A 25,769-nucleotide genomic window follows, 5' to 3' on the forward strand; every position below is an offset into this window, starting at 1 on the left:
TTGGACCAAGCCGCCCGGGATTAATTCGCCGAGCGGCTGGCGACGGACTGGCCGCACCACTGGGCGGGGTTGACCGGTTTGCCCTGGTGACGGATCTCGAAATACACGCCGGCCGTCTCGTGCCCGCCGCTACGGCCGGCCGCGCCGATGACCTGGCCGGGCTCCACCCAGTCGCCGACCGAGGCGTACAGACTCTGGTTGTAGCCGTACAGGCTCATGTAGCCCTGGCCGTGGTCGACGATGATCAGCAGGCCGAAGCCGCGCATCCAGTCGGCAAAGGCCACGCGCCCGTGGGAGATGGCCCGCACCTGGCGACCCTCCGGGGCATTGATGAGTACGCCCTGCCAGCGCAGCCCGGTACCGGATTGTCCGCGTGCCTCGCCGAAGCGCGCCTGCAGCTGGCCGTCGGCGGGCCAGGGCAGCTGTCCCTTGAGGGCCGGGAAGGGGCGCAGGCCGTCCTCGTTGGGGATGTCGGCGAGGACCCGGGCGAGCTTGGCCAGCAGCGCCTTGAGCTGTTCCTCGTCCTCGCGCAGCGCGGCCAGGCGCTCATCGCTGCCGCGGATCTCGGCCTCGAGGCTGGCGAGCACCTGCCCGCGTTCGCGCTTGCCGGTCAGCAGTGCCTGCTGGCGTTCCTGCTGTGCCTGGCGGGCCGTCTCCAGGGTCTGGGTCTCCTTGCCGATCTCCGCCTCGGTGCGTCGCAGGTCGGTGAGCGTGGCCTCCACCGCGTTGATGCGCTCGAGCCGGGCGGTCTGCAGGTAGTGATAATAGGCGAGCACGCGGCCGACCGCCGCCGGATCCTGCTGGTTGAGCAGCAGCTTGACCTGGGCCTGGCGGCCGCCGGCATGGGCCGCGCGCACCTGCTGCGCGAGCAGGACGCGTTGCTCTTCCAGGGCATCGAGCTGGCTCCGGCGGGTGGCGCGCAGGGCATCCAGGCGCCGCTGGCTGCGGACGAGGCGTGCGTCGATGTCGCGCAGTTCGCGGTTGCTCTGGCCGATCTCACGCTCGAGGCGGCGCAGTTCGCGTTCCAGCTGGCCCTGACGGCCGCGCGCCGCCTGCAGCCGCTCCTGTACCCGGGCGATCTCGGCCTGCAGTGCCTGCAGGCGCTTGGCCACCCTGGCTTGGTCGTCGGCCAGCGCCGGGCCCGCCAGCAGGCAGAGGACCAGCAGCGGCAGGAGCCGTCGGATCAGGTGGGAAAAGGCGTGCAGGTCGCGCATCATGTCGAGGGCATTTTGCCCGCAGGACCGCCGACAGGGAAGCGGCCACCTTGTCTCTGCGCTTCCCTTATGACCGGCCAACGTATTATTGTATAATGCATTGCTAATTTACCTGTGACCGCATTCATGACCGAGGCCGCGATCTTGACCACCCTAACGCCCCAACTCATGACCCGCGAAGAGGACATCGAGCGGGCCTCCCGTTCGCTGAAGGCCATGTCCCATCCCCTGCGCCTGAAGATCCTCTGTACGCTCGGTGATCGCGAGGTCAGTGTACAGGAGATCGTGGAGAACGTCGGGACCTCGCAGAGCAACATCTCCCAGCATCTGGCCATTCTGCGCGACAAGGGCATCCTGGCCTCGCGCAAGGATGCCAACCGCGTCTACTATCGTGTCGGTGATGCGCGCACCCTGCGCCTGATCGGCATGATGCAGGAAGTCTTCTGCACCCAGGCCTGAGCCGCCCTCCCGTAATCGCGCCAGACGCGGTATGATCCCCCGTCCGGCACGCTCGTCGTGGCGGACGACAACGCAAACAGCCAGGCCCAAACGCGGTATCGCACATGGACCAGTATCTCGAATTCGTCGGTAATCATCCCCTGCTCTTCGCGGCACTGGCCGCGGTCATCGCCATGCTGGTGTGGACCGAGCTGCGTCGCTTCACGGCACGTTACCAGACCATCACGGCAAACGATGCGGTGCGTCTCATGAATCAGGGCGAGACCCTGGTGCTGGACGTGCGCGAGGACAAGGAGGTGCGCCAGGGCTTCATCGAAGGTGCCAAGCACATCCCCCTGGGGGTGCTCACCAAGCGCATGGACGAGATCGCCGGCAGCAAGGACAAGCCCGTCATCGCATACTGCCGCAGCGGCAACCGCTCGGCGGCGGCCTGCGCCATGCTCACCAAGGCCGGCTTCCAGAACGTCAACAACCTCAAGGGCGGCGTGATGGCCTGGAGCCAGGCGAACCTGCCGCTGAAGAAAAAGAAATGAGTGCCCAGCCCAAGGTCCTGATGTACGCCACTGCCTACTGCCCCTACTGCATGTGGGCGCGGCAGCTGTTCGAGAAGAAGGACGTGGCCTACGAGGAGGTCCGCGTGGACAAGGAGCCCGGGCGTCGCGACGAGATGGAGTCGCGCAGCGGGCGCAGCAGTGTGCCGCAGATCTTCATCGGCGACTTTCACGTCGGCGGCTACGACGACATGGCGGCGCTGGACCGCGCCGGCGAGCTCGACGTGCTGCTGGGGCGCAACGTCACGGGATGAACGCCGCCGTGCACGTCGTCTGCCCGCACTGCGGCCGGACCAATCGCGTGCCGGCCGACCGTCTCACGGCCGCCCCCGTCTGCGGTGCCTGCAAGAAGCCCCTGTTCACCGGTCATCCCGCCGAGGTCGACGGTGCCGGGCTGAAGGCCCAGGTCGGCCGCAGCGACCTGCCCGTGCTGGTGGACTTCTGGGCACCCTGGTGCGCCCCCTGCCGCATGATGGCCCCGGCCTTCGCGCAGGTGGCCGCCCGGTTCGAGCCGCAACTGCGCTGCCTCAAGCTCAATACCGAGGACCACCCGGAGGCCGCCGCGCCCTTCGGCATTCGCGGCATCCCCACGCTGATCCTGTTCCGCGGCGGACGCGAGGCCGCGCGCATCTCGGGCGCCCTGGATGCGGGGCGCCTGGCCGACTGGGTGCGCCAGCAGCTCTGATGGACAGACCCTGGCGGATGTGGGGCGCCCTGTCCGCCAGGCAGGCACGGTCGTTGCCTCGCCGTGCATTTGATCCCCGCCGGGCCAGTCCCTATCATTCTCGCCATTCGCCGGCCCGCCGCGCGCCGGCCATCCCGTCACGTACCGACAGAGACCCATCATGACCGATCAGGACCAGACCCCCGACGCCACCGGGAACGAACAGGCCCCCGCCTTCGGCCTGCAGAAGATCTATCTCAAGGACGTCTCCTTCGAGTCGCCCAATGCCCCTGCCGCCTTCGTCGGCGAGTGGCAGCCCAAGCACGAGGTGCAGCTCACCACCGAGGTGCATCCCCTGGAGAACGACCACCACGAGGTGGTGCTGAACGTCACCGTCACCGTGACCAACGGCGAGAACACCGCCTACCTGGTGGAGATCAAGCAGGCCGGCATCTTCCTGGTGCGCAATTACGCCGAGGAACAGAAGGGGCCGCTGCTCGGCAGCCTGGCACCCGCCACCCTCTTCCCCTTCGCCCGCGAGGCCATCGCCGGCCTGGTGCAGAAGGGCGGCTTCCCCGAGCTGCTGCTGCAGCCGATCAACTTCGACGCCCTGTTTGCCCAGCACATGAAGCGGCTGCAGGCGCAGGCCGCTGCCGGCGCGTCGCACTGAGGACCGGGGCGTGAACGGCGCGGATCGCGAACGGACCATCGCCGTCTTCGGCGCCGGCTCCTGGGGTACGGCACTGGCCATCCAGCTCGCGCGCAACGGCTATCGCACGCTGCTGTGGGGGCGTAACGCGGAAAAGATGGCGCGCATGCGCGCCGAGCGCTGCAACCCCTACTACCTGCCGGATGCGCCCTTCCCCGAGACGCTCGAACCCAGCAGCGACCTGGCCGCCGTCCTGGACCAGGCCGACCGCCTGCTGGTGGTGGTGCCCAGCGAGGCCTTCCGGCGCTTCATGCGCGACCTCGTGCCCTACCTGCACCGGGGCATCCGCCTGGTATGGGCGACCAAGGGGCTGGAGACCGAGACCGGCAAGTTCCTGCACGAGATCGTGGCCGAGGAGATCGGTCCCGAGGTCCCCTGCGGCGTGATCTCCGGTCCGTCCTTCGCCAAGGAGGTGGCGCAGGGTCTGCCCACCGCGGTGACCGTCGCATCGCGCCACGCGGGCTTCGTCGACGAGGTGGTCACCTGGTTCCACAGCGACACCTTCCGCGTCTACACCAGCGAGGACATCGCCGGGGTGGAGCTCGGCGGGGCCCTGAAGAACGTGCTGGCCGTGGCGGCCGGCATCTCCGACGGCCTGGGTTTCGGCGCCAACGCACGCGCCGCCATCATCACCCGCGGCCTGGCCGAGCTGATGCGCCTGGGCGACCGGGCCGGCGCCCAGCGCGAGACCCTGATGGGGCTGTCCGGGCTCGGCGACCTGGTGCTGACCTGCACCGACGATCAGTCACGCAACCGCCGCCTGGGCCTGGCGCTGGGCGCCGGCAAGGACTTCGCGGCCGCCGTGGCCGAGATCGGCCAGGTGGTGGAGGGCGCGAAGAGCGCGAAGGTGGTGATGCGCAAGGCCGCCGAGCTCGACGTGGAGATGCCCATCTGCCACCAGGTGCACCGCATCCTGTATGAGGGGCACGCCCCGGGCCGCGCCGTGGCCGAGCTGCTGGGCCGCGACCTCAAGCCCGAAACGGTGTAGACCGGCCTAGGCCCCGGCGAAGCCCTGCTGGCGCCAGGCCTCGAAGACGATGACCGCGGCGGCATTGGAGAGGTTGAGACTGCGATTGCCCGGCACCATGGGGATGCGGATGGCCGGCGCCTCCGGTCCGTGGTCCAGGAGTTCGTCCGGCAGGCCGCGGGTCTCGGGGCCGAAGAGGAAGGCATCGCCCGGGCGGTAGGCAGGTTGCGTGTAGACCGCCGTGCCGCGGGTCGAGCAGGCGAACACGCGGGTGGGGCCAATGGCGGCCAGGCAGGCGGCCAGGTCATCGTGCACGGCCACGCTCGCCCATTCGCGGTAGTCGAGCCCGGCACGGCGCAGCTTGCTGTCGTCGAGATCGAATCCCAGTGGCCGCACCAGGTGCAGCTGGCTGCCCGTATTCGCGCAAAGGCGCATAATGTTCCCCGTGTTCGGGGGAATCTCCGGTTGATAGAGGATGACGTGAAACATGGCGGATGACCTGTCCCGTAGCAACAACCCGCTGGCGGTCGAGTTCTGCGGTCTGCAACTGAATAGCCCGCTGGTGCTGCTGTCGGGCTGCGTGGGGTTCGGCGAAGAATATACGCGCGTGGAGGGCTTTTCCAATCGCGACGTCGGCGCCGTGTGTCTCAAGGGCACCACGCTGGAACCGCGCCTGGGCAACCGCCCGCACCGCGTCTACGAGACGCCGGAGGGCATGCTCAACGCCATCGGCCTGCAGAACCCGGGCACGCATCATGTCGTCAAGGAGATCCTGCCCACCCTGGACTTCAACGAGACCCGCTTCATCGCCAACGTCTCTGGCTCCACGGTGGAGGAGTACTACGAGGTCACGCGGCTGTTCGACGACTCGCCCATCGACGCCATCGAGATCAACATCTCCTGCCCCAACGTGAAGGAAGGCGGGGTGGCCTTCGGCAACAACCCGGACATGTCGGCGCGCGTGGTCGAGGCCTGCCGCAAGGCCACGAAGAAGCCGCTCATCACCAAGCTCTCGCCCAACCAGACCGACATCGCCGAGAACGCGCGGCGCTGTATCGAGGCCGGTACAGACGGCTTCGCCGTGATCAACACCCTGATGGGCATGTCCATCGACATCGAGTCGCGTGCGCCGATCATCGGCAACAACCAGGGCGGCCTCTCGGGCCCCGCCATCAAGCCCATTGCCCTGCTCAAGGTGCACCAGGTCCACCAGGTGGCGCGCCAGCACGGCATACCCATCATCGGCCAGGGCGGCGTACTCACCGCCGAGGATGCCATCGAGTTCCTGATCGCCGGGGCCACGACCGTGGGCGTGGGCACCGCGCTCTTCTACGATCCGCTGGTGTGCAAGAAGATCAATGCCGGCATCCGGAGCTACCTGGCGCGCCACGAGCTGACCAGTGTCGCCCAGCTCACCGGCACCCTGCGCCTCAACGACAACACGCGGGCCTGTGGATAAATCGGCAGGGTATCTGCACCGGCCGGGATTGTGGACTAAAATTTACATTATCGACAGGTACTTGGCTTGATAATCTCAAGCGAGTTCGATAATGTGCCTGCACGACTAAAACGATAATTCTGTGAAGTATTTCACAGTACGCAGGTGAGTCCGACAAGACATGAAGGGGCGTTCGCTATTTGCGCGCCTCCGGGGAGGGTCGCAGGCCGCCGGGAGGGCGGGCCTGTGGATGGACGGGCGGGGAATGACGCTCGTCCACCTGCCGCCGCCGGGTGCTGAGGCGCCACGCGCGGCACTGCGCACCCTGGAGACGTCTGCCGACACCGACACGGCCGAGGCCCTGCGCCGGGCCGTCGGCGAGCTGCGCCTGACGGACTGCCCCTGCACCCTCACCCTCTCTCCCGGGGACTACCAGACCTTCCAGATCGACAAGCCGCCGGTCGAGGCCGAGGAGCTCGTGGCCGCGGCGCGCTGGCGCGTGCGCGACCTGCTCGACTACCCGCTGGACGAGGCCATCATCGACGTCTTCGAGGTGCCGGGCCAGGCCCAGCGCGGCCGCCCGCCGTCGGTGATGGTGGTGGCCGCGCGCCAGTCGCGCCTGCGCGAGCGGCTGGACCTGGTCGAGGCCGCCGGCCTCGTCCCCGAGCGCATCGACATCGCCGAGCTGGCCCTGCGCAACCTAGTCTGCCGCCTGGGTGAGCCCAGCGAGACCCTCGCCACCCTGTTCCTGGGCCGCGACCGCGGTCTCATCGTCATCACCCGCGGCGAGCAGCTCTACGTCGCCCGCGGCATGGACCATGGCCTGGAAGACCTGCGCCGCGAGCTCAACCCGGGCGGCGGCGAGCTGTCGCTGGACGGCGATGTGGAGGGCTTTTACGACCGGGTGGCGCTGGAGGTGCAGCGCACCATGGATTACTACGACAGCTACTTCGGCCTGGGGTCGGTGCAGCGCCTGCTGGTCGCCCCCGGCCTGGCGGCGCTCGACGGCCTGGCCGAACGCGCCGGCGCCACGCTCGGCCTGCGCGCGCAGCGCCTCGATCTGGGGGAGGTGCTGGCCGTCGATGCGCCGGGCGAGGCGCTTGCCGAGGGCGTGCTGGCGCTGGGCGGCGTGCTGCGGCTCCCGCAGCGGGAGGCGGCGGCATGAGGCAGGAGATCAACCTCTACCGCGACGCCCTGCGCCCGCTGCAAATCCCCCTGCCGGCGCGGCAGATGCTCCTCCTGCTGGGGCTGCTGGCCGGTCTGCTCGTGCTCCTCTGGGTCGGGTTCGCGGTGCGCGGCCTCGTGGTCGAAGGTGAACTCGCCGACCTGCGTGCCGAACAGGTCGCGCAGCAGGGGCAGATCGCCCGTGTCACCGAGCAGCTCGCCCAGCGGCTGAAGAGCCCGGTGCTGGAACAGCAGGTGCAGCAGCTCGAGCGCGACCTGCGGATCAAGCGCCAGCTGCTGGGCGCCGTGGCCGATGGCGCCCATGGCAACACCGACGGCTTTTCCGCCGCCCTGGCCGGTCTCGGCCGGCATCAGCGCGACGGGCTCTGGTTCCGGCAGATCCACTTCAGCCGCGGCGGCGCCGGGCTGACGCTCAGCGGCAGCACCCTGGATGCCCGCGAACTCCCGGCCTACCTGCAGGCCCTGGCCGTGGAGCCGGCCTATGCCGGGCGCGAGTTCGGCACCTTCTGGCTGCGTCGCCCCGAACCGTCCGCCGGCCGCCGCCTGGACTTCGTCATCAGCACCCACTGCCAGGTGGATGCCGAGGGTGGCTGTGTCGAGGAGGCCATGCAATGAAGGCGCGTCTGCTCGAACTCATGGCCCGCATCGACGCCATGGCCGTGCGCGAACGCGTGCTGGTCTTCGCCGCCGCCGCCGCCATCCTCGCCGGCCTGCTCTACACCCTCCTGGTGGCCCCCGCGCAGCAGCGGGTGGTGCAACTCGGCCGGGAGACGGAGAGCACCGCCGCGCAGGTTCGCGAACTGCAGATCCAGCTCGACGCCCTGGCGCGTCGCGCCGAGGCCGATCCCGACGAGGACAAGCGCCGCGCCCTGGCCCGCCTGCGCGAGGAGACGGCGGCGGTGGATGCCGAGCTGCGGGAGCGCACCCTGGAATTCATCTCGCCGGCGCAGATGACGCGGGTGGTCGAGGACCTGGTGACGCGCACCGAGGGGCTGACCCTGCTCGCCCTGCAGAGCGAGCTGCCGGTGCTGGCCGAGGGCCTGGTCGAGCCAGCCGAGGGCGATGCGACCGATGCCCCGCGTATCTACCGCCATGGCCTGAGCGTCGAGCTCAGCGGCAGCTACCACGCCGTGCTGGCCTATACCCAGGCCCTGGAGGCCCTGCCCTGGAAGCTCTTCTGGGACGAACTGGAGCTGGTCACCGACACCTATCCGACGGCGCGGGTGCGCCTGCGCGTGTACACGCTCAGTCTGAACGAGGCCTGGATCGGTGTTTAGGCGGATCCTCTACAGCCTGTGCCTGCTGGGCCTGCCGCTGATTTCCATCCCGGCGGCGACGCTGGCGGCGGACGCGATCCGCGACCCGATGCGGCCGCCGGCCGGCGTGGCCGCCGCGCCGCAGGCGGCCACGCAGTGGACGCTGCACTCCACCGCGGTGGCCGGCGGCCAGCGTTCCGCCATCATCAACGGCCAGGTAGTGAGCGTGGGGGGCCGTGTGCACGGCGCCCGCGTGCTGGCCATCCAGCCGGGCAGTGTCCGGCTGGCCACGGCCGAGGGCGAGATCACCCTCCGGCTTCCGGTTTACGAGATCAAGAAAGGTGCGCGTTAGGCGATGACCCCGACACGACATGCAATCTTCCTGCTGCTGGTGCTCGCGTTGCTGCTCGCCGGCTGTGAACAGACCCCGGTGCGGCCCGGCGAAGAAGGCGCCGACACGCCACGCGCCCAGCTGGCCGAGGAACTGGCCCGCGCGGCCGAGGCGCGGCCCGCGGCACCCGCCACCCCGCCGCCGGCGGTGGCCGACGAGCTGCTGCCGCCGATGGTCGCGCCGGTGGCCCGGCCCGTCGAGCCGCGCTTCGACTTCGACGTGAATCGCGCCCCGGCCCGCGCCTTCTTCATGAGCCTGGTGAAGGGCACCCCCTACAACATGGTGGTGCACCCGGATGTGGAGGGGCAGATCAGCCTCACGCTCAGCAACGTCACCGTGCCCGAGGTGATGGAGCTGGTGCGCCGCGTCTACGGCTACGAATACGAGCGCAGCGGGAACGGCTACATCGTCCTGCCCGTGCGCCTGCAGTCGCGCATCTTCTACGTGGACTACCTGCACCTCAAGCGCCTGGGCGAGTCCAACACCCGCATCAGCAGCGGCCAGCTCACCGAGGGCGGCAACAGCCGCGAAGCCGGCGATGCCGTGGTGCGCGGCGGCGACGAACAGGTGGTGGAATCCTTCGGCAGCCGCGTGAAGACCAGCTCCGCCTCGGACGTCTGGGCCGAGCTGGCCGAGACCATCCGCACCCTCATCGGCGAGGCCGAGGGCCGCAGCGTGATCGTCAGCCCCCAGGCCAACATGGTGGTGGTGCGCGCCATGCCGGGCGAGCTGCGCGAGGTGGAGGAATTCCTCGCCGGCGCCCAGGGCACGCTGCAGCGCCAGGTGATCCTGGAGGCCAAGATCCTCGAGGTGACCCTGAGCGAGGGCTTCCAGGCCGGCATCAACTGGGCGGGGCTGGGCGACAACAGCAGCGGTGATTCCATCCTGCTCGGCCAGACCGGCGGCGGGACCGTCTTCAGCGGCGATAACGGCGGGGTGTCCGAGATCGCCGGCCAGGGCGGCAACCTCGATCCGAACAACCTGGACATGGTGAGCAGCGCCCTGACCTCGGCCTTTGGCGGCGTGTTCACCATGGCCCTGCAGGCCGGCGACTTCACGGCCTTCATCGAGCTGCTGGAATCCCAGGGCGACGTGCAGGTGCTGTCCAGCCCGCGTGTTTCCACCGTGAACAACCAGAAGGCGGTGATCAAGGTCGGCACCGACGAGTACTTCGTCACCGATATCGAGACCACCACCACGACCGGCACGGCCACCACCACCTCGCCGAGCGTCACGCTCACGCCCTTCTTCTCCGGCATCGCGCTGGACGTGACCCCGCAGATCGGCGGCGACGGCCAGGTCACCCTGCACATCCACCCCACGGTGAGCGAGGTGCAGGACCAGCGCAAGGACATCGTGATCGGCGCGCAGGACCTCAGCCTGCCGCTGGCCTTCAGCAAGGTGCGCGAGTCCGACAGCATCATCCGCGCCAAGAGCGGCCAGATCGTGGTGATCGGCGGCCTCATGCAGGACACGGTGGAGGACCGCACCGCCAAGACGCCGCTGCTCGGCGACGTGCCGCTGCTGGGCAACCTGTTCCGCCACACCCAGCAGGTGCGGCGCAAGACCGAGCTCGTCATCCTGCTGCGGCCCGTGGTGGTGGACGGCGACCGCGTCTGGCAGGATCAGCTGCGGGGCACCTCGCAGCGCATGGAACAGCTGCAGCGGGGGGCGCCGCGCTAGGGGCGCGGCGGGCGGCCGATGTACGAGCAGTTCTACGGCCTGAGGGAGGCGCCCTTCTCGCTGACGCCCGACACGGAGTTCTTCTACAACTACCGGGCGCACCAGGAGGCACTCAACGTCCTGCTGGTGGCGCTGAAGTCCCGCGAGGGCTTCATCAAGGTCACCGGCGAGGTCGGCACCGGCAAGACACTGCTCTGCCGCAAGCTGCTCAACACCCTGGACGCGCGCTTCGTCACCGCCTACATCCCCAATCCCTGGCTGGACCCCGATGCCCTGCGCAAGGCCCTGGCCACCGAGCTGGGGCTGGACGTGGCGGTGGGCGAGGACGCCCACGACCTCAACAACCGCATCTACCAGCGCCTGATCGAGTTCGCCCGTGATAACCGCCAGGTGGTGCTCTGCCTGGACGAGGCCCAGGCCCTGCCGGACGAGAGCCTGGAGGCCGTGCGGCTGTTCACCAACCTCGAGACCGAAAAGACCAAGCTGCTGCAGGTGGTGCTGTTCGGCCAGCCCGAACTCGACGAGCGCCTGGCCCAGCCGCGCTTCCGCCAGCTGCGCCAACGCATCACCTTCGCCTACCGCCTCACCCCGCTGGACCGCGAGGGCGTGGGCGAGTACGTGCGCCATCGCCTGCTGGTGGCCGGCCACCAGGGCGGCGGGCTGTTCCAGACCCGCGCCCTGGGCGCGCTCTACGCGGCCAGCCACGGCATCCCGCGACTGGTCAACGTACTGAGCCACAAGGCCCTGATGGCCGCCTTCGGCCAGGGGGCGCGCCAGGTCGGCCCGGAGCACGTGCGCCTGGCCGCCGAGGACACGGAGGGTGCCGCACGGGCCCCCGGCTTCCCGCTGCGCCGCTGGGGCTACGCCCTGGCCGCGACCCTGGTGCTGGCCGTGGGACTCTGGGGCGTGCTGGCCGGGGTGCGTGCATGAGCCTCATCAACCAGATGCTGCGCGACCTCGAGTCGCGCGAGAATCGCGGGGCGGCCGCCGCCGAGCCACTGCCCGCCGGGCTGGCCCCACCCGTCCGCCGCAACGGTCGTGGCTGGCGGCTGGCCGCGGGCGTGGGCCTGGGGCTGCTGGTGCTGCTCGTCCTGGGGCTGGGACTGCGCCATTACCTGGGCACGCTGTCGATGGTCAGCGCCCCGCGGGTGGATACCGCCCCCGTGCTGGCCGAGGCACCGACGCAGGTGACGGACGCGGCCCTGCCGCCGGACGGGGCGGCAGCGGCCGCGCCGGAAGGCCCAGAGCATGGGCAAGAGGAAGGACAACAGGCCGGGGCCGTCGAGCCGGTACCGGCAGTGGCGGCAAGTACGTCTGCGGCCAGCGCCGAGCCAGAGGTGGCGGCCAGACCGGAGCCGGCACCCGCAACGGTAGAGAAGCCCGGGCCGGCACCGGCGCAACCGGCGCCGCCCGAGGCCGAGGCGTCGGCCGAAGCGTCCGGGCCGGTGCGCCTGAGCCGCAGCGCCCCGCAGCTGAGCCCGGCCGAGCAGGCGGCCGCGCACTACCGCGAGGCCCTGGGCCGGCTGAACGCCGGGGATGCGCGCGGGGCAGAGGCAAGCCTGCGCAATGCCCTGGCCGAGGATGCGACACATCGCGATGCCCGCCAGACCCTGGCGAGCCTGCTCATCGGCACCGGCCGGGCACCCGAGGGCGAGGCCCTGCTGGCCGATGGGCTGTCGCGACAGCCGGACAATGCCGAGCTGCGCATGCTGCTGGCCCGCAGCCAGGTGGCCCGCGGCGAGGTGGAGACCGCGATCGGCGTGCTTGAGGCCGGCACGGCGGCCACGCCGGATTACCGCGCCTTCCTCGGCGCGCTCTATCAACGCGTCTCGCGCCACACGGCCGCCATCGGCGAGTACCGCCAGGCCCTGGCTGCCAACCCGGCCATGCCGGCCTGGTGGGCCGGGCTGGGCATCTCGCTGGAGGCCGAGGGCCGCGGTGGCGAGGCGGCCGAGGCCTATCGCCGGGCCCTGCGCCTGCCCGGGCTGTCGGCAGGGCTGGAACAGTACATCCGCGGGCGCCTTGCGGCGTCCGGCCTGGAAGGAAACCGATGAATACCGTAGTCCGCAAGAAGATCCGTCTGGGCGACCTGCTGGTCGAGAACGACGTCATCTCGCAAAAGCAGCTGGAGCAGGCCCTCTCCGAGCAGAAGAAGATGGGCACCAAGCTCGGCCGCACGCTGATCGAGCTCGGCTTCATCACCGAGCCGGAGATGCTGAACTTCCTCTCCCGGCAGCTCAGCATCCCGATGGTCGATCTGCGCCATTACGACTTCAAGCCGGACCTGGTGCGCCGTCTGCCCGAGACCAGCGCGCGCCGCTTCCGCGCCATGGTGCTCAGCGAGACGCCCAGGGGCTATCTCGTGGGCATGGCCGACCCCACCGATATCTTCGCCTTCGACGAGATCGCGCGCCTGCTGGGCCGCGACATCGAACAGGCGGTGGTCAGCGAGACGGAACTGCTGCGCACCTTCGACCAGGTCTACCGCCGCACCGACCAGATCAGCAGCCTGGCCGAGGAGCTGGGGCAGGAGCTGTCGGAGGGCGACTTCGACGTCGCCCAGCTCATGGTCGGCGACGAGGTGGTGGATGCCCCGGTGGTCAAGCTGCTGCAGTCGCTGTTCGAGGACGCGGTGGGCGTGGGCGCCTCGGACATCCACATCGAGCCCGACGAGGACGTGCTGCGCATCCGCCAGCGCGTGGACGGCGTGCTGCACGAGCAGGTGATGAACGAGAAGCGCATCGCCCCGGCGGTGGTGCTGCGCCTGAAGCTCATGGCCGGGCTCAACATCTCGGAGAAGCGCCTGCCGCAGGACGGGCGTTTCAATATCAAGGTCAAGGGCCGCAACATCGACGTGCGCCTGTCCACCATGCCCATCCAGTGGGGGGAGTCGGTGGTGATGCGTCTGCTCGACCAGTCCGGCGCCATGCTCCGGCTCGAGCACCTGGGCATGCCCGAGGACATGGTGAAGCGTTTCCGCAAGGTGCTGCATTACCCCAGCGGCATGGTGCTGGTCACCGGCCCCACCGGCTCGGGCAAGAGCACCACGCTGTATGCCGCGCTGCGCGAGCTCAACGTGCCGGGCAAGAAGATCATCACCGTCGAAGACCCGGTGGAATACCGGCTGCCGCGCATCAACCAGGTGCAGGTCAACTCGCGTATCGGGCTGGAGTTTTCCACCGTGCTGCGTACCGCCCTGCGCCAGGACCCGGACATCATCCTGGTGGGCGAGATGCGCGATCAGGAGACGGCCGAGATCGGCCTGCGTGCCGCCATGACCGGTCACCTCGTGCTCTCCACCCTTCACACCAACGACGCCATCAGCACGGCCGACCGCCTGCTCGACATGGGAGCGCAGGGCTATCTGCTGGCCGCCTCGCTGCGCGCCATCATCGCCCAGCGCCTGGTGCGCCGCATCTGCGAAAACTGCGCCGAGCCCTTTGAACCGGACGAGCAGGAGCACGCCTGGCTGCAGTCCATGCTCGGCAACGGCAATGGTTACGCGCTGAAGCACGGGCGCGGCTGTGCGCAGTGCAACAACACCGGCTATCGCGGACGCGTGGGCGTGTACGAGTACATCGAGCCCGACCGGGCCATGCTCACGGCCCTGCGCAAGGACGATCCGGAGGCCTTCGTCGTGGCCGCCCGCCAGAGCCGCCACTACCGGCCACTGGTGCGCAGCGCGCTGGACTACATGTGCAGCGGCGCCACCACGCTGGAGGAGGTGCTGCGCATCGCCGGCGAGCTGGAAGAGACCGAGCACGAAACCCCGCCGGCGGTGGACCACTAGCCCATGGCCACCTTCGAGTACAAGGCGCGCAGCAGCGACGGCCGGCCGCTCAAGGGGCAGATCGACGCCCCGAGTACCGACGCCGCCGCCGAACAGCTGCTCGGCAACGGCTACACGCCGGTCGAGATCCGCGAGGCGCGCCAGCGCGAGGACCTGGGCGAGCAGCTCAAGCGCCGGCTCGGCCTGGGCCGGCCCAGCCTGAGCGAACTCGGGCTCTTCACCCGTCAGCTCTATGCGCTGTCCAAGGCCGGCGTGCCCATCATCCGCGGCATGAACCAGCTGGCCAGTTCCACCCGCAACACCATGCTGCGCGAGGCCATCGAGGCCATGGTGGAGGACCTGGAATCCGGCCGCGACCTGGCCGGTGCCATGGCCCGGCATACCGACATCTTCATGCCGCTGTACATCAACCTGGTGCGTGTGGGCGAGGAGTCCGGGCGCCTGGACGAGGCGTTTCTGCGGCTCTGGGAATACCTCGAGCGCGAGAAGAAGACCGGCAACCAGATCAAGGCGGCGATGCGTTACCCGGCCTTTGTGATCCTGGCCGTGGGCATCGCCATCTTCATCCTCATGGCCTTCGTCATCCCCGAGTTCGCCAAGGTCTTCGAGCGCTTTCGCCTGGAACTGCCGCTGCCCACGCGCGCCATCATCGCGCTGTCGGAGTTCACCGCCGCCTACTGGTGGGCGGTGCTCGGTGCCATCGGTGGCGGCATCTATGCCTTTCGCCGGTACATCAACACCGATGCCGGGCGGCTGTGGTGGGACGAGCAGCGCCTGCGCTTTCCCGTCTTCGGCAGCATCGTGCTGCGCGCCACGCTGGCGCGCTTCTCCCGCGCCTTTGCCATGGCCACGCGTTCCGGGGTGCCGTTGATCCAGGCCCTGAGCGTGGTCTCGCGCGCCATCGGCAACGAGTACCTGGGCAAGAAGATCGTCGGCATGCGCGAGGGCATCGAGCGTGGCGAGAGCATCACCCGCACCGCCGCCAACATGGGCGTGTTCACGCCGCTGGTGATGCAGATGCTGGCCGTGGGCGAGGAGACCGGCCAGGTGGACGACATGCTGGAGGAGGTCGCGGCCTTCTACGAGAGCGAGGTGGACTACGATGTCGGCCGCCTGGCCGAGCTCATCCAGCCGGTGCTGACGGTGGCCGTGGGCATCATCGTCTTCATCCTCGCCCTGGGCGTGTTCCTGCCCATGTGGGACCTCACGCAGATCGCCGGGCGATGATCGCGGCATGGCGGCGACAGCAGGGGCTGACGATCTTCGAGGTCACGCTGGTGGTGATCCTCGTCGGCATCCTCATGGTCATCGCCATGGAACGGATGCTGCGCCTGGACGTGCAGGCCGAACGGGTCTATCTGGAGCGGGAGATCGGCGTGATCCAGAGCGCCCTGCTGATCGAGTTCGCCGACCGGGTGGTGCACCAGGGCCCCGAGGCCGCACGCTCGCTGGCGGCGAGCAATCCCGTGGCAGTGCTCGCCCGGCCGCCGGCGAGCTATGCCGGGGAGTTCGACGAGGCCGTCCCGCACGGCCTGCGGGGCGGGGAATGGTACTTCGATACGCGCAGCCGCAGCCTAGTGTATGTGGTGCGCAACGCCGAGCAGTTCGTCACGAGCATCACCGACCCCAAGCGAGCCCGCTTCCAGGTGCGCCTGGTGGAAGGGCAGCGCAATGGCCGCGCCCGCATCGAGGGCGTGGTGATCGAGGCGCTGGAGCCCTATGCCTGGCGGCGGGACTGAACCGGCCATACGCAATGGACGATGACGCAATGAAGAAGAACGGCACAATCTGCGAGGAAGGACGATGAACGGACTGACCCCCACCGAGAGCCTGCTGGTCGAGGCCGCCCTGCTGGTGCTCATCATCGGCCTGGCGATTGCCCTGGTATTCGGCCTGCTGGCCCTGTTCTCGCCGGCCCGTGCCGTGGGCCTGGCCCAAGTGCTGGGGCGCCGGCACTCGCTGCGCCAGTCGGCGCGGCCGCTGGAAAGACCCATCTACACCGAGCGCGCCTTTTATCACCACCACCGCCCCTTCGGGGCCATGATCGTAGTGGCCGCCGTCCTCATCCTGCTCTACCTCGGCCTGCGCTTCGATGCCGGGGTCATGCTGCGGGTGCTGGCACAGGGCGAAGAGCGCATCCTGGCCGAGATCCTGGTCGAGACCTTCCAGCTGCTCATGTGGATCGGCGCGAGTTTCAGCCTGCTGGTGGGGCTGTTCGTCTTCTTCCGTCCCAGCGCCCTGAAGCACATCGAGGCCCGCGCCAACGAGTGGATCTCCACCCGCCAGGCCACCCGCGGCCTGGCCATCGAATCCGGGGCGGCGGACCGCTTCTTCGAGTCCCATCCGCGCCTGGTGGGCGCAGTGGTCACGGTGATCAGCCTGGCGGCCCTGGTGGGCCTGCTCGCCATCCGCGTCGAGTTTCGCTGAGGGGGCGGATGACGCGGGCTGTATAAAGAATGTCACAGGGGTCGCAGACTGAAGACAGCGACATCTGCAATGGGTTAGCATCGACAGGCTAACGCATTGAGTACCAAGCGATTCGCCCTGCGGGGCGAAGGCCGGCCAGCCGGACCGCCGCGGCGGTCACCACGGCACCGGCCAAATCAGCCGGGCTGCGGCCCGATACCGAAGCAATGCAAACGAGGTGATAGAGATGAAAAAGATGCAATCGGGTTTTACCCTGATCGAGCTGATCATGGTGATCGTGATCCTGGGTGTGCTGGCGGCCACGGCTGCGCCGCGTTTCCTGGATCTGCAGTCGGACGCACGGGCCGCAGCAGTAGATGGCCTGGCCGGTGGTCTGAAGTCGGCTGGCTCGATCACCTACGCGGCTTGTCTGCTTGATGCTGCTTGTGACCAGTCGGCCGCGACTTCCAGCGCCAGCGTGGGTGGGCAATCCATCGCCGTTGCTTATGGCTGGCCGACCGCAGCCTCCATCGACACCGCTGCAGATGTCACGCTGGGTAATTTTACGGCAGCGACTTCAGGTACCGCGCGTACCTATACCCTGGCTGCTAACTGCCTGGTGACCTATACCGAGGCAGCCAGTGCTGGCGCAACCGCCACTGTCACAGTGGACAAGAGCAGCTGCTGATCCTGACTCCCGATTGATTTGGGAATAGGAGCGGGGTCGGCTGCCAGCAGTGGCGCCGGCCCTGCCACTTTTCAGTGATGCGTGAGATTGTGTGGTCTCCCAGCAAGGCGGCTTCGCCAAGGTGCGCACGCGGCTTCAGCTTTATTGAGCTGGTGACGGTACTCCTCCTGATGAGTGCCTTGGCGGTACTCGTCTATCCTCGTCTGGCCTCCGTCGAAATCGAAGAGGCCGCCTTCGAGCAACAACTCCTCAATGCCCTGCGTTATGCCCACAAGCAGGCGATGAATTCCGGCTGCGCGATCCGAGTCGAGGTGCGCGCGGCCTCCAACGACTACGGTGTCTACCTGCGCGACGACGCCACGGCGAACAGCTGCGGCAGCGCGGGCTTTGGCAGCAATCCCCTGCCCGATCCCGCGGGCGGGGTGTACGCGGGCAGCGCCCCGGATGGCGTGACCATCAGCAGCGGGCTGGCCTTCACCTTCGATGGCCTCGGCCGGCCGCAGCCCGCCGGCGGCAGCATGACCTTCAACGGCCGCAGCATCGTGGTCGAGAGCGAGACGGGGTACGTGTATGCCCCATAGTCCGCGTCAGTCCGGCTTCACCTTCATCGAGCTGGTGATCTCCATCGTGATCATCGCGGCCGCCGTCGGCGGCATCATGGTGACGGTGGCCAATACCGTGGCGCGCAGCGTCGACCCCATGATCCAGACGCAGGCCATCATCCTCGCCCAGGGCTACCTGGACGAGGCCCTGCTGCGGCCCTACGCACCGGGGCCGGCGACCTGCAGCGACCCGGACGGCGCACGCGACCAGTTCGACGACGTGGCCGACTACGGCTGCGTGAACAACCCGAACGGACCGCGCGACCAGTACGGCAACCAGCTGCCCGGACTGGCGGACTACAACGTCAGCATGAGCGTGACGGATGCCAGCCTGGGCGGCGTGGCGACCCGGCGCGTGGAGGTGCGCGTCACCCACGACAGCCAGGGCATCGACATCCGCCTGGCCGGACACCGGGCAAGCTACTGATGCGCAAAGGCAGCTACACAACGTTCGTAGGAGCGCCGCAAGGCGCGATCCTGCGTGCGCATCAAAGGCATTATCGCGCCTTGCGGCGCTCCTACGAGGGGTCGAGCCAGCGCGGCTTCACGCTCATCGAGATGGTCATCGTCATCACCATGCTGGGTGCGCTGCTGGCCCTGGGCGGGGTGTTCATCGTCCAGCCGTTTGAGGCCTACGAGGACGTCGCCCGCCGCGCGCGGCTGGTGGACGTGGCCGAGACGGCGATGATGCGCATGACCCGCGAGACGCGCATGGCCCTGCCCAACAGCGTGCGCATCACCAGTAGCAGTAGCGACCCGCGACACGCGCTGGAATTCCTGGCCACCGCCACGGGCGGGCGTTATCGCCAGCAGGTGGACGACACCGGCGCCGGCGACCCGCTGGACCGCACGCTGGCCGCCGACAGCTTCGACGTGCTCGGCGGTCTGCAGGGGGCGGTGGCGGTCGGCTCGCAACTGGTGATCTACAACACGGGCGATCTGGGACTCGATGCCTACAAGGGCGACAACAGCGCCCCTATCACGGGCGTCGGCGCGGCCAGCCTGAGCTTCGCCAAGGGGTCCGCGCCCGCCTTTCCCGCCGACTCGCCGCAGGCGCGCTTCTACGTGGTGACGGGGCCGGTGAGCTTCGTCTGCGATGCCGACAGCGGCACCCTGCGCCGCTATGCCGGTTATCCCATTCAGGCCACACAGCCGGTGAGCGATGCCGCCCTCGGTGGCGCCGGTGCCCTGCTCGCGGACAACGTGAGCAACTGCGGTACGGCCTTCACCTACAACGACGGCGGTGGCAGCCGCAACGGCCTGGTGACCTTCCGGCTCACGATCACCGAGGACGGCGAACGGGTCTCGCTGCTGCAACAGGCCCATGTGCTGAACATCCCATGATGAACGGACCCGGCAGACAACGCGGATTCAGCCTCTTCGTCGCGATCTTCCTGATCACGTCGATCCTGGTGATTGCGGTGATCTCCGCCTCCACGCTGACCTCGCGCAGCATCAGCACCGCGCAGGGCCTGCTCGCCGCGCGCGTGTACTATGCGGCAAAGAGCGGGCTGGACTACGCGACCGCACAGGTCCTGCCCGCCGGTCAGGGTTGCGGCAACGTGGGTGGCTCGGTGACGGTGGAGGGTATCAGCGTCACCCTGGGCTGCAGCGAGGCGACCATCAGCCAGGGAACGGAGAGCATCGCCGTCTACCAGCTCAGCGCCCAGGCCAGCACCGGCAACCTGAACGACGGCACCTTCGCCTCGCGCAACCTGCGCGCCACCGTGAGCGGGCAGCCGTGAGGGATTCGACCATGTACAGACGCCTGTTCCAGATCGCCATCGCGCTGCTCCTGCTGCTGGCTGGCAGCGTATCGGCGGATGTCCTGCTGCAGGGCAGCCAGCACATCGGTGACGACGATGACCTGGCCGGCACCTTCCAGCCCGCCGACCCGGTCTACCGGGATCGCCATATCGCCTATCCCTCGCGTTTCGAACTGACCACCACCACCACCATTACGGCCGTCGAGCTGCAGGGGCTGGTGTGGGAGCAGCAGAGCCGTGCCACTCTGCAGGTGCGCATAAACGGCGCCTTGCAGGGGACCGGGGGGCAGGGTGCGAACAACGTGGTACTGGATGCCGCGTTGACGCTGCCGGCTGGTGTGCACAGCCTCTCGGTCGATGCCGGTTGCCTGAACAACGGTGGCCAGTCCGTGGACTGTAGTGCCGGTTCGGCACGAAGCGAAAACGACATTTCGTTTACTGGCATCAGGCTGATCAGCGCCGAGACCTCTACCTCCATCAATCTCAACCGGCGTCGTCATGTGGGCGATAACGCGGATCCCGGTACCGGCGGGTTCTTCTGCCAGGTCTTCGGTGTCGGCTGTACGCCGGATTTCTATGACCGTACTGCAGGTGAACAGCCCAATTATTATCCGGATGCCACCGAAGGCAACTCGATCGATATCCCGTTCACGGTAAACGTCGGCGGTGTGGCCTCGGTGGTCACCTTCTATGAAGTACGTGAAGTGGATGCGTCCTTGAATGTACTGATCGATGGGGCATCCATCGGTTCGATCAATGCGGATGGCACGGTGGTGTTGCCGACAAACCGGGTTTTATCGGCAGGCGCTCATGTGCTGACGGTCGAGAGCACCCTGGCCGGCACGGGCGATTACGATGACGTGTCCTGGGACGACATCATCATCAGCGTCGATACGGTCGAGCTGTCGTACTTCGAGATCGACGTGGGGGCCGGGAACGCCAGTACCTGTTTCCCGCGCGAGATCGCCATCTCGGCCCGCGATGCCCTGGGCAACGTGGTCACCGACTACACGGGCACGGTCACGCTGGCCACTTCCAGCGGCCACGGGGACTGGCTGCCGGGCGGCAGCGATCCGGCGCTGGGTGTGCTGGACAACGGCGCCGGGGACGACGGCGTGGCCAGTTATACCTTCGATGCGAACGACGATGGTTCCATCACGCTGCTTCTTTCGAACAGCCATGCAGACAACCTGGCCGTGACCGTTACGGATGCGGGGGCGGCGGTGTCCAGCACCTCGGCCGTGGTGGCGTTTCGCGACAACGCCTTCGTCATCACGCCGCAGACCTGCACGGGCGCGAGCTGCGCGGTGCCGGCGGGCAGCGCCGAGGTGGTGGCCGGCCGGCCGCATGCCTTCGAGGCGGCGGTGTGGCGGCGCGATGCCACCAGTGGCGACTGCGCCATCGCCACCGGCTATGCCGGCAACCAGGCCCTGAAGCTGTGGCGTAACCTCGATGCCCAGGACCCGGGTGGCGCGGCGCCCACGGTGGGCGGTGCCGTGCTGCCGACCGCGACGCCGGCAGCAACCAACGTCACGGTGAACTTCACCAACGGTCTCGGCAGCTTCGTGCTCGACACCACGGACGTGGGCCGCTACGACCTCGCCCTGCTGGACGATGCCAGCGGGTTTGCCGTGGACGAGAACGGCAATCCGCGTCCCATCGAGGGCGGCTCGCCGACCCTGACCGTGCGCCCGTTCGCGCTCGGCTATCCCGCCATCGCCGCGGGCGCGCTACCCAATCCCGGTGGAACGGCCACGACCGGCGCCGGCTTCGTCGCCGCGGGCGATGCCTTCGAGCTGACGCTGGGGGCCTATCGCTGGCAGGCCGGTGACGATGCCGACAACAACGGTCTGCCCGATACCGGTGTGGACGTGACCGACAACGGGATCACGCCGGCCTTCGCCTGGGACGTGCAGCAGACGGCGCTGCTCGACACCCCGGCCTCGGGGACGGCCGGGGTGCTGGGCGGCGACGTGACGGTGGCGGCGACAGGCTTTGCCGGCGGGGCGATCGATGCCAGCGTGCGTTACAGCGAGGTCGGCAGCCTGCGCATCGATGCCCTGGCCAACGGTTACCTGGGCAGCGGGGTCGCGGTGACGGGGCGCAGCCCGGTGATCGGCCGCGTGTATCCCGCCGATTTCGAACTGCAGGGCGGCAGCCTCACACCGGGTTGTGCCGGGGCCTACACCTACATGGACCAGCCGGCGCTGGGCATCGCCTACACCCTGGCGGCACGCAACCGCGCGGGCCAGGTGACTGTGAACTATGCCGGCGATCCGGCCGATGCGGGGCGGCCCTACAACGTGGGCACGGTGGCCTTCGCCGCGGAGAACGACGACGACGGCATCGACCGCGCCCCGCGCCTGTTCGCGGCACCCGGCGCGACCTGGGCGGCCGGCATCCTCGACGTCTCCGACCCGGCGGCCCGTTTTGCCCGGCTCGCCGATCCGGACGGTCCTTTCGAGGATCTCGTCATCGGCCTGCGCGTGGCCGATCCCGACGGGGTGGTTGTCGCCGCGCCCGACATGAATCCCGTTACCACCGGCGACTGCACGCTGGATGGCAGCTGCGATGCCCGCGCCATCGACACCACCGCGCTGCGCTATGGCCGGCTAGAGGCCGCGAACGTGGCGGGCAGCGAGGCGGCAACACTCACCATGCCGGTGCGCAGCCGCTATTTCCTCAACGGCGCCTTCGTCACCAGCACCCAGGATGCCTGCACCACGCTGGCGGTCAGCGACCTCGTGCTATCCAATGCGGCGGCCAGCGATGTGCGCAGCGGGACCATCGCCATCGGCGGCGGCAGCACCAGCGTCAGCCTCGTGAACCCCACGGCCGTGGCCGGCGTACTCGATGCGGCATTCACCGCGCCGGGCCCCGGCAATACCGGTTACGTGGATGTCTTCATCGACCTCTCGACGGCCACCGGCGCCGATGCCCCCTGGCTCGCCTACGACTGGGACAACAACCCCCTCACCCCCGACGAAGGCCCCCGCGCCCGCGCCACCTTCGGCGTCTATCCCGGCAACGAGGGCCAGATCTATCTGCGGGAGGAGTATTGAGGGGCACAGCGGAGCATCCGGTGCGGGGCATTGCAGCGGTGGTGCGTCGCGTCACGGGGTGGGGGGATGCCGTCCGTTGTCCGTTGTGGCAACCATAGGGCGGCCCGTGGCCGCCGACACGAGCTTTAGCGTCCGCATCATGGCGGGCCGTGCCCGCCCTATGGCGCAGTCGCAGCGCCCGGCTGATCGGTGCATAGGGCGGCCCATGGCCGCCGTTCAAGGAGGCAAGGATGCCCAATTATCGTCGCAGCTATGCGGGTACCGTTTGGTTCTTCACGGTGGTCACCCACCGGCGCTACCCGTTGTTCCTGGATCCGGTTGCTCGCGTCTGTCTGCGGACGGCCGTTGGCGAGTGCCGCGGACGATTCCCCTTCCAGATCGATGCCTGGGTATTGTTGCCCGATCATCTCCATGCCGTGTGGACCTTGCCGGAGACGGATACGGATTATTCGCGCCGCTGGAGTGTGATCAAGCGGCGCTTCAGCCAGCGGTATCGGCATGCCGGCGGGCACGGCCCGCCCTATTGGCAGATGCGCTTCTGGGCACACCGCGTCGATGATTCGGGCGATTATCGACATCACCTCGATTACATCCATTTCAACCCGGTGAAACACCGCCTGGTGACAGCGGTTGAAGAATGGCCGTGGTCGACATTCCACCGCCATGTGGAGGCGGGTATTTATCCGCATGATTGGGGTGGCGCCGCCCCGGGTTTTCCGCCCGGCACAGGCCACGAATAGGGAGGCCCGTGGCCGCGGTGGCGAGATATGGCATTTGTCATGGCGGGCACGGCCCGCCCTATGGAACAGCCGCAGCGCCCGTTGATCGGTGCATAGGGCGGCCCGTGGCCGCCGACACGATGTGCTTCCTCATCCGTGCCCGACCGCCGGGTCGTCGTCCATGTCGAGTTCGTGGATCTTGCGGGTGAGGGTGTTGCGGCCCCAGCCGAGCAGGCGGGCGGCGTCCTGGCGGCGGCCGCCGGTCTTGCGCATGGCGGCGAGGATCATGATGCGTTCGAATTCCGGGGTGGCGACGTCGAGCAGGCCCTCGGCGCCGCGGGCGAGCTGCTGGTCGGCCCACTGGGCCAGCGACTGCTGCCAGTTGCCGGCCGGTGCACCGCCCTCGCCCTGCTTGAGTTCCGGGGGCAGGTCGTCGAGCAGGATCTCGCGGCCGGAGGCCATCACGGTGAGCCAGCGGCAGGTGTTCTCCAGCTGGCGCACGTTGCCGGGCCAGTCCAGGCGGGAGAGGAAGTCGAGCACCTCGGGTGAGGGCGTCTTGGTCTCCACGCCCAGCTCCATGGCGGCGCGCTTGAGGAAATGGGTGAGCAGCAGGGGGATGTCCTCGCGGCGTTCACGCAGCGAGGGCACGTGGATGCGGATCACGTTCAGGCGGTGGAACAGGTCCTCGCGGAACAGCCCCTGCTTCACCCGCTCCTCCAGGTTCTGGTGGGTGGCGGCGATGATGCGCACGTCCACCTTCACCGGGGTGTGGCCGCCGACGCGGTAGAACTCGCCGTCGGCCAGTACGCGCAGCAGGCGGGTCTGCAGCTCGGCCGGCATGTCACCGATCTCGTCCAGGAACAGGGTGCCGCCGTCGGCCTGCTCGAAGCGTCCGCGACGCTGGGTCTGGGCGCCGGTGAAGGCCCCCTTCTCGTGGCCGAACAGCTCGGACTCGAGCAGGTCCTTGGGGATGGCGGCGGTGTTGAGCGCGATGAAGGGCTGGTCGGCGCGCGGGCTGTGGCGGTGCAGGGCATGGGCCACCAGCTCCTTGCCGGTACCGGACTCGCCGTTGATGAGCACGGTGATGTTGGAACGGCTCAGGCGGCCGATGGCGCGGAACACCTCCTGCATGGCCGGCGCCTCGCCGATGATCTCGGGCATGGGGCCGGAGGTGGTCTCGGCCGCCTCGGCCTTCTCGCGGCGCAGCTGGCAGGCGCGCTTGGCCAGTTCCACCGCCTCCTCCACGTCGAAGGGCTTGGGCAGGTACTCGAAGGCCCCGCCCTGGTAGGCCGCCACCGCGCTGTCGAGATCGGAGTGGGCGGTCATGATGATGACCGGCATCTCCGGGTGGTCGTGGTGGATGCGCTCCAGCAGGTCGAGACCGTCCATGCCGGGCATGCGGATGTCGGTCATGATGGCATCCGGCTCGTCGTGTTCCAGCGCCGCCAGCACGGGGGCCGCACTCTCGTAGCTGACGACCTCGATATCGGCCTTCTGCAGGGCGCGTTCCAGCACCCAGCGGATGGATCGGTCGTCGTCGATTACCCAGACACGTTCATGTGTGCTCATGGTCTACCTCCGCGGTCTCTCGCGGTTCAGGTGGTGGCCGGCGGTACGGGTTCCACCGGCAGCAGGATGGTGAATTGGGTGCGCCCGGGGCGCGATTCATATTCGATCAGGCCGCCGTGCTGGTTGATCAGCGACTGGGCGATGGACAGCCCCAGGCCCGTGCCCTCGGCCTTGCCCGAGACCATGGGGAAGAAGACCTTTTCGCGGATCTCTTCCGGGATGCCGGGGCCGTCGTCGATGACGTCGATGCTGGCCACCAGCTTGTGACGGGTCTGGCCGATGGTGTACTGGCGCTGGACGCGCGTGCGCAGGGTGATGGTGCCGGTATCGCCGACGGCATGGACGGCATTGCGCACCAGGTTGAGCACCACCTGGATGAGCTGGTCGCGGTCGCCGGCGACCGGCGGGATGCTCGGGTCGTAGTCGGTGACCAGATGCACGTCCGGCGGGGCCTCGACGCCCACCAGGCTGCGCACGTGTTCCAGCACCTCGTGGATGTTGATCTCGCGGATGCGCGGCAGGCTGTTGGGGCCGAGCATGCGGTCGACCAGGTTCTGCAGGCGGTCGGCCTCGCCGATGATGATGCGGGTGTATTCCTTGAGCTCCTCGTCGTCGAGCTCGTTCTCCAGCAGCTGCGCGGCGCCGCGCAG

29 protein-coding genes are annotated in these 25,769 nt (G+C 68.6%); 25 read left to right on the forward strand and 4 right to left on the reverse strand.

The window, feature by feature from the left end; all coding sequences use genetic code 11:
- Positions 1-20: 20 nt before the first annotated feature.
- Complete coding sequence (locus HUJ28_08625; protein MBD3619525.1) at positions 21-1,217, reverse strand: peptidoglycan DD-metalloendopeptidase family protein; 1,197 nt, start codon at positions 1,215-1,217, stop codon at positions 21-23.
- 123 nt (positions 1,218-1,340) lie between these two features.
- Here HUJ28_08625 and HUJ28_08630 point away from each other — a divergent pair, with 123 nt between their 5' ends.
- The 6 genes from HUJ28_08630 to HUJ28_08655 all read left to right on the forward strand — a co-directional run bounded on the left by HUJ28_08630 (position 1,341) and on the right by HUJ28_08655 (position 4,585).
- Complete coding sequence (locus HUJ28_08630) at positions 1,341-1,673, forward strand: winged helix-turn-helix transcriptional regulator (GenBank protein ID MBD3619526.1); 333 nt, start codon at positions 1,341-1,343, stop codon at positions 1,671-1,673.
- A 104-nt stretch (positions 1,674-1,777) separates the two neighbouring features.
- Positions 1,778-2,206 (forward strand): rhodanese-like domain-containing protein, encoded by a 429-nt coding sequence (locus tag HUJ28_08635; GenBank protein ID MBD3619527.1) that lies wholly within the window; start codon positions 1,778-1,780, stop codon positions 2,204-2,206.
- Positions 2,203-2,478, forward strand: a complete 276-nt coding sequence (grxC, locus tag HUJ28_08640; GenBank protein ID MBD3619528.1) for a glutaredoxin 3 — start codon at positions 2,203-2,205, stop codon at positions 2,476-2,478. The genes HUJ28_08635 and grxC overlap by 4 nt, the downstream gene beginning before the upstream one ends.
- Positions 2,475-2,909 (forward strand): thioredoxin TrxC, encoded by a 435-nt coding sequence (gene trxC / locus HUJ28_08645; GenBank protein MBD3619529.1) that lies wholly within the window; start codon positions 2,475-2,477, stop codon positions 2,907-2,909. The genes grxC and trxC overlap by 4 nt, the downstream gene beginning before the upstream one ends.
- A 160-nt stretch (positions 2,910-3,069) precedes the next feature.
- Positions 3,070-3,558 carry a protein-export chaperone SecB gene (gene secB, locus HUJ28_08650; protein ID MBD3619530.1) on the forward strand — a complete coding sequence of 163 codons (489 nt, stop codon included), beginning with the start codon at positions 3,070-3,072 and terminating at the stop codon, positions 3,556-3,558.
- Positions 3,559-3,568: 10 nt separating this feature from the next.
- Positions 3,569-4,585: an NAD(P)-dependent glycerol-3-phosphate dehydrogenase gene (locus HUJ28_08655; protein MBD3619531.1), complete on the forward strand. Its 1,017-nt coding sequence runs from the start codon at positions 3,569-3,571 to the stop codon at positions 4,583-4,585.
- 6 nt (positions 4,586-4,591) lie between these two features.
- On the opposite strand, the gene HUJ28_08660 is transcribed toward HUJ28_08655, so the two are convergent.
- A complete protein-coding gene (locus HUJ28_08660; protein MBD3619532.1) occupies positions 4,592-5,053 on the reverse strand; it encodes a tRNA (cytidine(34)-2'-O)-methyltransferase in 462 nt (153 codons plus the stop codon).
- Between HUJ28_08660 and HUJ28_08665 the strand changes: the two genes are divergently transcribed.
- The 19 genes from HUJ28_08665 (at position 5,052) to HUJ28_08755 (ending at position 23,571) form a co-directional block, all read left to right on the forward strand.
- The gene (locus HUJ28_08665; GenBank protein ID MBD3619533.1) at positions 5,052-6,023 is read left to right on the forward strand and encodes a dihydroorotate dehydrogenase; all 972 of its coding nucleotides are present in this window, start codon (positions 5,052-5,054) and stop codon (positions 6,021-6,023) included. The two genes, HUJ28_08660 and HUJ28_08665, sit on opposite strands and share 2 nt — an antisense overlap.
- A gap of 244 nt (positions 6,024-6,267) precedes the next feature.
- Entirely contained in the window at positions 6,268-7,167 is a 900-nt protein-coding gene (gene pilM / locus HUJ28_08670) for a pilus assembly protein PilM (protein MBD3619534.1), read from the forward strand.
- Positions 7,164-7,802, forward strand: a complete 639-nt coding sequence (locus HUJ28_08675) for an MSHA biogenesis protein MshI (GenBank protein MBD3619535.1) — start codon at positions 7,164-7,166, stop codon at positions 7,800-7,802. Before pilM ends, HUJ28_08675 begins: the two co-directional genes overlap by 4 nt.
- Positions 7,799-8,464: a type II secretion system protein M gene (locus HUJ28_08680; GenBank protein ID MBD3619536.1), complete on the forward strand. Its 666-nt coding sequence runs from the start codon at positions 7,799-7,801 to the stop codon at positions 8,462-8,464. The genes HUJ28_08675 and HUJ28_08680 overlap by 4 nt, the downstream gene beginning before the upstream one ends.
- Positions 8,457-8,795: a hypothetical protein gene (locus HUJ28_08685; protein MBD3619537.1), complete on the forward strand. Its 339-nt coding sequence runs from the start codon at positions 8,457-8,459 to the stop codon at positions 8,793-8,795. The genes HUJ28_08680 and HUJ28_08685 overlap by 8 nt, the downstream gene beginning before the upstream one ends.
- A gap of 3 nt (positions 8,796-8,798) precedes the next feature.
- A complete protein-coding gene (gene mshL / locus HUJ28_08690; protein MBD3619538.1) occupies positions 8,799-10,517 on the forward strand; it encodes a pilus (MSHA type) biogenesis protein MshL in 1,719 nt (572 codons plus the stop codon).
- Between the two features lie 18 nt (positions 10,518-10,535).
- A complete protein-coding gene (locus tag HUJ28_08695; protein ID MBD3619539.1) occupies positions 10,536-11,447 on the forward strand; it encodes an AAA family ATPase in 912 nt (303 codons plus the stop codon).
- A complete protein-coding gene (locus HUJ28_08700; protein ID MBD3619540.1) occupies positions 11,444-12,571 on the forward strand; it encodes a tetratricopeptide repeat protein in 1,128 nt (375 codons plus the stop codon). Before HUJ28_08695 ends, HUJ28_08700 begins: the two co-directional genes overlap by 4 nt.
- Positions 12,568-14,307, forward strand: a complete 1,740-nt coding sequence (gene tadA, locus HUJ28_08705) for a Flp pilus assembly complex ATPase component TadA (protein MBD3619541.1) — start codon at positions 12,568-12,570, stop codon at positions 14,305-14,307. Before HUJ28_08700 ends, tadA begins: the two co-directional genes overlap by 4 nt.
- A gap of 3 nt (positions 14,308-14,310) precedes the next feature.
- Positions 14,311-15,534 carry a type II secretion system F family protein gene (locus tag HUJ28_08710; protein MBD3619542.1) on the forward strand — a complete coding sequence of 408 codons (1,224 nt, stop codon included), beginning with the start codon at positions 14,311-14,313 and terminating at the stop codon, positions 15,532-15,534.
- Positions 15,531-16,046: a prepilin-type cleavage/methylation domain-containing protein gene (locus HUJ28_08715; protein ID MBD3619543.1), complete on the forward strand. Its 516-nt coding sequence runs from the start codon at positions 15,531-15,533 to the stop codon at positions 16,044-16,046. The genes HUJ28_08710 and HUJ28_08715 overlap by 4 nt, the downstream gene beginning before the upstream one ends.
- Positions 16,047-16,110: 64 nt before the next feature.
- The gene (locus HUJ28_08720; GenBank protein MBD3619544.1) at positions 16,111-16,734 is read left to right on the forward strand and encodes a hypothetical protein; all 624 of its coding nucleotides are present in this window, start codon (positions 16,111-16,113) and stop codon (positions 16,732-16,734) included.
- A gap of 226 nt (positions 16,735-16,960) precedes the next feature.
- Positions 16,961-17,401 (forward strand): prepilin-type N-terminal cleavage/methylation domain-containing protein, encoded by a 441-nt coding sequence (locus tag HUJ28_08725; protein MBD3619545.1) that lies wholly within the window; start codon positions 16,961-16,963, stop codon positions 17,399-17,401.
- Between the two features lie 143 nt (positions 17,402-17,544).
- The gene (locus HUJ28_08730; protein MBD3619546.1) at positions 17,545-17,982 is read left to right on the forward strand and encodes a prepilin-type cleavage/methylation domain-containing protein; all 438 of its coding nucleotides are present in this window, start codon (positions 17,545-17,547) and stop codon (positions 17,980-17,982) included.
- On the forward strand, positions 17,972-18,430 hold the full coding sequence (locus tag HUJ28_08735) for a prepilin-type N-terminal cleavage/methylation domain-containing protein (GenBank protein ID MBD3619547.1): 459 nt from the start codon (positions 17,972-17,974) through the stop codon (positions 18,428-18,430). The genes HUJ28_08730 and HUJ28_08735 overlap by 11 nt, the downstream gene beginning before the upstream one ends.
- Before the next feature lie 80 nt (positions 18,431-18,510).
- The gene (locus tag HUJ28_08740) at positions 18,511-19,347 is read left to right on the forward strand and encodes a prepilin-type N-terminal cleavage/methylation domain-containing protein (protein ID MBD3619548.1); all 837 of its coding nucleotides are present in this window, start codon (positions 18,511-18,513) and stop codon (positions 19,345-19,347) included.
- Positions 19,344-19,748 (forward strand): hypothetical protein, encoded by a 405-nt coding sequence (locus HUJ28_08745; protein MBD3619549.1) that lies wholly within the window; start codon positions 19,344-19,346, stop codon positions 19,746-19,748. The genes HUJ28_08740 and HUJ28_08745 overlap by 4 nt, the downstream gene beginning before the upstream one ends.
- Before the next feature lie 11 nt (positions 19,749-19,759).
- Positions 19,760-22,831, forward strand: a complete 3,072-nt coding sequence (locus tag HUJ28_08750; GenBank protein MBD3619550.1) for a hypothetical protein — start codon at positions 19,760-19,762, stop codon at positions 22,829-22,831.
- A 230-nt stretch (positions 22,832-23,061) separates the two neighbouring features.
- Entirely contained in the window at positions 23,062-23,571 is a 510-nt protein-coding gene (locus tag HUJ28_08755) for a transposase (GenBank protein MBD3619551.1), read from the forward strand.
- 129 nt (positions 23,572-23,700) lie between these two features.
- On the opposite strand, the gene ntrC is transcribed toward HUJ28_08755, so the two are convergent.
- Complete coding sequence (gene ntrC / locus HUJ28_08760) at positions 23,701-25,119, reverse strand: nitrogen regulation protein NR(I) (GenBank protein ID MBD3619552.1); 1,419 nt, start codon at positions 25,117-25,119, stop codon at positions 23,701-23,703.
- 26 nt (positions 25,120-25,145) lie between these two features.
- Positions 25,146-25,769: PAS domain-containing sensor histidine kinase (locus HUJ28_08765; protein ID MBD3619553.1), on the reverse strand; the 624-nt coding region annotated here is incomplete at its 5' end.

This window comes from Chromatiales bacterium (assembly GCA_014762505.1).
GTDB lineage: Bacteria > Pseudomonadota > Gammaproteobacteria > SpSt-1174 > SpSt-1174 > SpSt-1174.